9 protein-coding genes and 2 pseudogenes are annotated in these 7,011 nt (G+C 70.0%); 6 read left to right on the forward strand and 5 right to left on the reverse strand.

Annotated elements, in window-relative coordinates; genetic code table 11:
• Positions 1-205 precede the first annotated feature (205 nt).
• The 6 genes from ABZY11_RS11595 to ABZY11_RS11620 all read left to right on the forward strand — a co-directional run bounded on the left by ABZY11_RS11595 (position 206) and on the right by ABZY11_RS11620 (position 4,341).
• Entirely contained in the window at positions 206-652 is a 447-nt protein-coding gene (locus ABZY11_RS11595) for a hypothetical protein (protein WP_356478943.1), read from the forward strand.
• On the forward strand, positions 649-1,209 hold the full coding sequence (locus ABZY11_RS11600) for an isochorismatase family cysteine hydrolase (RefSeq protein ID WP_356478944.1): 561 nt from the start codon (positions 649-651) through the stop codon (positions 1,207-1,209). Before ABZY11_RS11595 ends, ABZY11_RS11600 begins: the two co-directional genes overlap by 4 nt.
• A gap of 452 nt (positions 1,210-1,661) precedes the next feature.
• Positions 1,662-2,210, forward strand: coding sequence for a GNAT family N-acetyltransferase (locus ABZY11_RS11605; RefSeq protein WP_356478945.1), 549 nt, complete (start codon positions 1,662-1,664; stop codon positions 2,208-2,210).
• Positions 2,211-2,419: 209 nt separating this feature from the next.
• Positions 2,420-2,821 (forward strand): hypothetical protein, encoded by a 402-nt coding sequence (locus ABZY11_RS11610; protein WP_356478946.1) that lies wholly within the window; start codon positions 2,420-2,422, stop codon positions 2,819-2,821.
• A gap of 205 nt (positions 2,822-3,026) precedes the next feature.
• A complete protein-coding gene (gene amcB / locus ABZY11_RS11615) occupies positions 3,027-4,214 on the forward strand; it encodes a cyclophane-forming radical SAM peptide maturase AmcB (protein WP_356478947.1) in 1,188 nt (395 codons plus the stop codon).
• Positions 4,192-4,341 carry a hypothetical protein gene (locus ABZY11_RS11620; protein WP_356478948.1) on the forward strand — a complete coding sequence of 50 codons (150 nt, stop codon included), beginning with the start codon at positions 4,192-4,194 and terminating at the stop codon, positions 4,339-4,341. Before amcB ends, ABZY11_RS11620 begins: the two co-directional genes overlap by 23 nt.
• A 107-nt stretch (positions 4,342-4,448) precedes the next feature.
• Here ABZY11_RS11620 and ABZY11_RS11625 read toward each other — a convergent pair.
• From ABZY11_RS11625 to ABZY11_RS11645, 5 genes and pseudogenes are all read right to left on the reverse strand, one after another.
• Positions 4,449-4,682: pseudogene (locus ABZY11_RS11625) on the reverse strand (alpha/beta hydrolase); the annotation flags it as partial.
• A 21-nt stretch (positions 4,683-4,703) separates the two neighbouring features.
• Positions 4,704-4,897: pseudogene (locus ABZY11_RS11630) on the reverse strand (metal-sensitive transcriptional regulator); the annotation flags it as partial.
• A 46-nt stretch (positions 4,898-4,943) separates the two neighbouring features.
• Positions 4,944-5,867, reverse strand: coding sequence for a sulfite exporter TauE/SafE family protein (locus ABZY11_RS11635; RefSeq protein ID WP_356478949.1), 924 nt, complete (start codon positions 5,865-5,867; stop codon positions 4,944-4,946).
• Complete coding sequence (locus tag ABZY11_RS11640) at positions 5,864-6,448, reverse strand: rhodanese-like domain-containing protein (protein ID WP_356478950.1); 585 nt, start codon at positions 6,446-6,448, stop codon at positions 5,864-5,866. Before ABZY11_RS11640 ends, ABZY11_RS11635 begins: the two co-directional genes overlap by 4 nt.
• 101 nt (positions 6,449-6,549) lie before the next feature.
• A partial coding sequence (locus tag ABZY11_RS11645) for a rhodanese-like domain-containing protein (RefSeq protein ID WP_356478951.1) occupies positions 6,550-7,011 on the reverse strand: 462 nt, incomplete at its 5' end.

Raw genomic sequence — 7,011 nt, forward strand, 5'->3', positions numbered from 1 at the left:
CGCGCCTCGGGACAAGGCCCGAGACCGCCCGTGGGGAGCGATGGCGCGTGGTTCAGGACCACGGCCATCGCTCCATCCCTCCTGCGGGGGCGGGCCCTACCGGTTCGTTCCACATCGCCGCTGTTGTTCGTCGGAGCGGTGTGCGTCGTCAGCCTTCGGTCGGCAGTCCGGCCGCGAGGCCGGCGAACCGACCCAGCATGCCGGGGTGAGTGCTCGCGCCCTCGGCCCTCACCTCGGCCACCGAGGCGCCCGGCAGTACGGCGTCGGCGCGGCGGGCGACGAGGTCGGCTGGGTCGACGCGTTCCAGCGGTTCACCGCCGGCCCGCACCGCAAACTGGCTGATATGGAAGCCGGCCTGATGCGACGAGTACGGGAGATGGCACTCGGCACACTCGACAACCACGCGCCCGGCGAAGCGGACCATCAAGTACCAGCCACCACCACCTGGGAGCGCGCGCCCGGAGTCGCCGTCCCCGTGTGCGCGATAAACGGCGCCCTGAACGCACCGGACCACCTCGCCATGGCCGGCCGCCTGGCGAAGCTCGTCCCCGGCGGGCACACTGCCACGGTGCCGGCGGCCGCGCACCACCCGAGCATGGAGAGCCCGGCCCGCTTCGGCGCCGAACCGACGTCGTTCCTGGAGACCTTATGAACAGCGCACTTCTCGTGATGGACGTCCAGCGAGCCATCGTGGACATTGCCGACGACGGCTCCGGATACCTGCCGCGCCTGCGCAGGGCGATCGATGGTGCCCGGGCGGCAGACATTCCTGTCATCTACGTGGTCATCGCATTACGCCCGGGCTTTCCGGAAGTCGGCCCGCACAACAGGGCACTCACCGCCGTCGCGCGAGCCGGGCTCCATGTCGAAGGCGACCCCGGCACCGAAATCCACCCCGATGTCGCGCCCCGGCCGGGCGAGATAGTGGTCACCAAAAGACGCGCGAGCGCGTTCTCGGGCAGCGACCTCGACGTGGTGCTCAGGGCGCACGGCATCGACAGCCTCGTCCTCACCGGCATCGCCACCAGCGCCGTGGTGCTGCACACCTTGTGCCAGGCCAACGACCTGGACTTCGATCTCACCGTCCTCGCCGACGCCTGCCTGGACACCGACGCCGAGGTTCACCGGTTCCTCACCGAGAAGCTGTTCCCGCAGTGGGCGGACGTCCTCACCGTCGACGACTGGCTCAATGCCGCCACACCCCGTTAGCAGCAGACCAGGGAGAGGCTGGTGTGGTGGCGCGCGTCGGCACATCGCTGCTGCTTCGCGCATGACCGTGCCATGACGCTCCGTCACGGCATGCGAGAATCCACGTGGGCAGCGATGCCGCCTTCAACGAGCCGGGCGGGGCAGCCGCGTCGGCCGGAAGGGCGCTCTTCGCAGCGTGCGAGCCGGCTGGCTGGTGCCCCGCTGTCTCTGCCCCAGGACGAGCTTGTCCGCCGGGCTGAGCCGCGCGCCCGGACGTCGCGGCCCCGTCGGTGTTCGTCGGCCAGACCGACACCGCTGCCCGGTGGCGGTTCACCGGGCGAAGTGTCCGGTTGATGCCGCCTGGCGGGGTCAGGTGTCGCAGGTGCCGAGCATCTGGGACAGGGCGTTGGCCCCGCTCGGGCTGTCGGTCGTCCGAGACTCGTGCCCGGCGGGCGTGCGATAGGTTGCCCGCCATGACTGAGCTCGGACCCGTCGCCTGGCCACCTGCCCCGATCAGGACCGAACGGCTCGTGCTCCGCGAGCCCGAGGCCCGGGACCGTGCGGCGTTCATCGAGCTGTTCGCCTCGCCGGAGGTGGGCACCTACATCGGTGGCCCTCGACCGCGAGATGAGCTCGAGCACGTGATGCCTGAGGTGCCCGGGCGGCGCCCTGGCCTTTTCGTGATCGATCTCGACGGCGCGATGATCGGCATGATCACGCTCGATCGGCGCGACGCGAAGCGTCCGGGTCACGTCCGTCCGGATGCCGGGGAGGCCGAGCTCGGCTACATGTTCCTGCCGGAGGCGTGGGGATGCGGGTACGCCGCCGAAGCGTGCGCAGCGGCACTCGACTGGTTCGCCGACGCGCTTCCCGGCGAGCCGGTGGTGCTCTGTACCCAGACCGCCAACGACCGCGCAATGCGCCTCGCGGCGAAGCTGGGGTTCACCGAGGTGGAGCGGTTCGAGGAGTACGGCGCCGAGCAGTGGTTCGGCGTGTGGTCCTCGGTCACGCCATCCGGTTGAGCCCGCGCTCGACAGCGCGGATCCACGATGCCACCGATCGGTCGTCGGCCTCGGCGCGCCGCTTGACCTCGTGGAGCACGTCGAAGGGGAACGAAACACCTCCGGCGCTGCCACCGTCCCGCGAGCCTCTTGCCTGGTCCTGCGGTGAGCGCGTCTTCCTACCGTATGCGGGCACTGCCCTCCATCCGACCGGCACGGAGTACCAGGCCGTGAACGTCGAGATCTTCCCGCATATACGTGACACTGCCATCCGGCTCGGGGCCGGCGTCCCCTGCGCCCTGAAGGTCCTGGCCGGCCGGTTGGCCGACGACCCGGACATGGGTCGGTCCTCGGGCCTGCCCGGCATCCTCACCGTGACGGTCGACGGCGACCTGTTCGAGGACTGCCCCGTCCTTGACATCGGACGCATCCGCGAGCCCGACCGGATCGAGATCCGGTACGTGAGCCTGCTCGCCTCCGCCGAGCCCACCGCAGACGCCCGCCGACCTGCTCGAAGCCCCGGCCCTGGCCACGTGGGACAGGCCCGGCCTGGTCAGAGGGGCACTGGTGTGAGGCAGCAGTCTCGACCCCGTAACGGAACACCGATGGCAGCCCCTGACCGGCTGACGTGAGAACCCGGTTCCACGTGTGGAACACCTACGCGTGCAGCGGCGGCTTCCGCATGCGTCTGCGGGGGTACGCCCGGCCCCGCGTCGTCCTGACCACCACCCGTGACCCGATTCGGGGACTCGGCGTTAGGCAGGCGTGAATCGCCCCGAGTGCCGCGCAGGAGGGACGAAGCGCGGAAAACGTGATGCATACCGAAACGGTGGAGGCATGGCCATGACTCTTTCGCGCATGACGGATCGTCGGGTGGATCCAGGTGACGCGGGGGCCATGCAAACGGGTCGGGCAACGGGCCGGGTACGGCTGGCGAGGTCGGCATCGACCGTGCTGATGCAGCCGACCACTCTGTGCAATCTCGATTGCTCCTACTGCTACCTGCCCGACCGGAAGGTAGCGCGGCGTATGAGTGTGGAGGTCGCCGAGGCCGTGGCAACCGGCGCCCGGGAGTGGTCCAGGCAGCATCCGGTGACCGTGGCGTGGCACGGCGGAGAGCCGCTGGCGGTGGACCCGGCCCACTTCCGTTCCCTGCTGGCGCCCTTCGGTCCGGGGCAGAGTCCCTCGGTGGTTCATAAGGTGACGACGAACGCCACCCGCATCAACGACGCGTGGTGCGAGGTGTTTTCGCAGGTTCCCGTCCAAGTGACAGTGAGTATCGATGGTCCCGGCGAGGCGAACGCCTCGCGGATGGACTGGGCGGGACACCCGAGCACGCCGCAGGTCATGCGCGGAATCGACACGCTGCGACGCGCCGGCCTCGGCTTCAACATCATCGCGGTGGTGTCGGACCTGTCTGCCGGAGCGGCCGGTCGCCTGTACCGCTTCGCCTGCGAACTGGGCTGCGAAAGCCTGGCCGTGAACCTGGCCGAGAAGAAGGGTGTGTACGCAGGAGGGCAGGCGCCGCAGACCGGGGCCACCGCCTTCTGGCAGGAGTTGGTGGCCAGTTGGCAGGCTGCCCCCCGTATCCGCATCAGAGATCTCGACCACGCCTACACCTACATCCGCGAGGAGCTCTCCGGAACCGCGGCGCAGCGTGCCGATCGTCCGATCAAGCCCCTGCCCCTGGTGACCTGGGACGGCCACTACCTTCCCCTCGGCGCGGAACTTGCCGGGTTCCACTCGCCCCACCATGGCCCGTTCACCGCCGGCAACGTCCTCGACACACCGCTTTCCGAACTCGCGGCCCGCGCGGAGCAGGTGCCGTGGGTGGCCGAGGCCATGGACGGCATCGCCAACTGCCGTACGCAGTGTGAGTACTTCGCTTACTGTCGCGGCGGGCAGGCAGCCAACAAGTACTTCGAGACCGGCCGTCTGGACACCACCGAGACCGCCTACTGCCGCACCAGCAAGATCAACCTACTGGAAGGAATCCTGCGCCATGCCGAACATGCCCGCACGTGAACAGGACATCGAGTCGACGGTTGCGCTCGCCGAACGGATTGAGGCCTGTCGGGACGAACTCACCCTGGCAGCGCATCAGACCGACGAATGCCATGACATCGCCAGCATCTTCGGCTGGGACTACTGACTGATCGTTCCGACCGTCGGCCCGTGGTGCGAGCAACTCGTCTCACGGCATCACCGTAGCCGCGCCGAAGGCTCTCGGCGCCACCTGCTCGACGCGGCATCGGGCGGTCAGCGGCCCTGCTCGTGGCAGGGCCGGTCCCGTGCGGGCAGCTTTCCGGTGGCCAGGTACCGGTTGACCTCATCGTCCACGCAGGCGTTGCCGCACTGGCCGTAGCGCGCGTGCCGGTTGGCGTCCTTGAGGGTGAGCAGCTTGTACAGTGCCACGCTGCCCGTGCACGGGGAACGGGGGTCACCGGTGGCGGCCACGATCAGTGCGGGCGTGTCGTGACGCACCCGGGTGGGCGGGGTGTCGGAGTCGTCGGTGAGGCACTGCCGCATCCCGCTTGCCACGATCTTGAATCCTGCCCGGTCCAGGGCCCGGGAGACGGCGGCGAGCTGGGTCACGACGTCCTTGCAGTCGCGGCCCGACTCGACCATCGTGATCACCGCGGCCAGCTGTCCCTGAGCCCGCGCAGACGGTTCAGGACGGGCCGTGCCGATTCTTCGTCTACCTGCACGAGAACCTCCTTCACCCTCTGACGAGAATACCCCGAGGGGTATAAATCAGGATTTTGCTCCGCTCTGCTCGTGTCCCTCCATCGGCGTGAAACGCCCTTGGGCGGCGGGAGCCTCAGGCAGGCGCGCCGGCTGCTGGGCCCGCCGCAGCCGAGCGACAACCGCGGCAGCCAGGGCGATCCCTAGCCCCGCCCAGGTGGCGGGGTGGGTCCGGACCGCGGTGTCGAGCTGCTGGGCGAGGACGAAGACGCCCATGACAACGACGAACCAGCCGAACGCGATGCGCAGCGCGTCCTGGGGAATGCGGCCCGCGAGCCTGCCGCCGACCAGACTGCCGACCACCGCGGCGGCGGTGACGGTCAGGGCCAGGCGCCAGTCGATCTCGACGCCGGAGAGGTGCCCGGCGAGTCCGGCGAAGGACTTCATCGCGATGACGAGCAGCGAGGTGCCGACCGCGATGCCCATCGGGAGCCCGCCCAGGATCGCGAGGGCGGGTACGACGAGGAATCCGCCGCCGGAGCCGACCAGCCCCGTCACCGCGCCGACGACGAGGCCCTCGACCGCGATGTGCTTCAGGGGCAGCTCGCTGTGTGCGGGCCGCGCCTTCTTGCGCCCGTTCCGGGGCTTGCGGAGCATCGCGAACGCGGTGGCCAGCATCATCAGGGCGAACGCGACGAGCAGGACCGTGCCCGGAACGTACTCGGCGAGCCGTCCGCCGCCGTACGCGCCGACCATGCTGAACGCACCGAAGAGCAGGCCGGTCCGCCAGCGGACCCGTCGGGCCCTCGCGTGCGGGACCAGGGCGGCCAGGCTGGTGACGCCGACCACGAAAAGCGAGGTGGCGATCGCCTCCTTGGTGTCCTGCCCGGCCAGGTAGACCAGGATCGGCACCGTCAGGATCGACCCGCCGCCGCCGAGCACGCCGAGACTGACGCCGACGAGCAGGGACGCGGCGACGACCAGCTCGATCACGGCGTGCTCCGCAGATCCGCGATCACCGTGCGGATGTCGGGGCGCGGGCCGCGGTTGTACGGCAGCTTCGACAGCAGAACACCCATGGCACAGGAGTTGCTGAGGGCCGCGTATGTCAGGCCGGCACCGATCGCGGTGCCGATCAGGTGCACGCCGGGCACGAACACCCCGACAAGGCCGGTAGCCACGACGATCGAGCCGGCCACGAGACGGACCTGGCGCTCCATGTCCCACCGCTCGGGACCCCGGTTGACGGGTGCGCCGACCGTCTCCCAGGCGACGATGCCGCCCTCCAGGACGCGGAGGTTGGGCAGTCCGGCGTCGGCCAGGGCCTTCTCGGCCTGGGCGGCACGGGCCCCGGAGCGGCAGACGAGCACCACGTTCTCGTCGAGGTGGGTCAGGAGCTCGGCACGGTGCTCGCGCAGGGTGCCCAGGGGCACGTTGTACGAGCCCGGGATGTGCGCCGTACGGAACTCACCGGGCGTGCGCACGTCGAGCAGACGCGGTGCCCGCCCTTCCTGGACGAGCCGGTGCAGCACGGCGGGGGTGAGGGACGGAGTGGGTGCGGGGGTGGTGCTCATGGTGTTCCGTTTCGAGGTCGACAGCTTATACCCGGGGGGGTATACATGAGGTGTGAGGGGCCGGCGGTCGAGGGGGCCCGGGGGGACGGAGGTTTCGGTGGTCAGGCATTGGCGGGCTCGGCCGCGTCGGCCGACTCCACCGCCAGGGCCCAGGCCGCGTAGCCGCCGAGGATGTCGGAGACGTCCCGGAAGCCCCGGTGGCGCAGCAGGCTCGCCGCGATGGAGGAGCGGTGGCCGCCTGCGCAGTGCAGGACGAGGGGGTGGTCGGCGGGCAGCTCACCGCTACGTGCAGGCAGTTCACTCAGGGGGATGTGCAGGGCGGACTCGATGAAGCCGTTCGCCTCGCGCTCGCCACAGGTGCGGACGTCCACGACGACGGGACGGTTGTCGCCGGCGAGGGCGGTACGCAGGTGCGCGGCGGTGATCCGGCTGGCCGGGGTGACCTCGTCGGCGAGCTTCTCCAGTGTGTCCTCGGGATTGCGCAGGTAGCCGACGGCGCGGTCGAAGCCGATCCGGGCGAGGCGGGTGACGATCTCCTCCTCGCGGTTCTGCGGCGCCATGAC

The organism is Streptomyces sp. NPDC006510, from assembly GCF_040611955.1.
Lineage (GTDB): Bacteria > Actinomycetota > Actinomycetes > Streptomycetales > Streptomycetaceae > Streptomyces.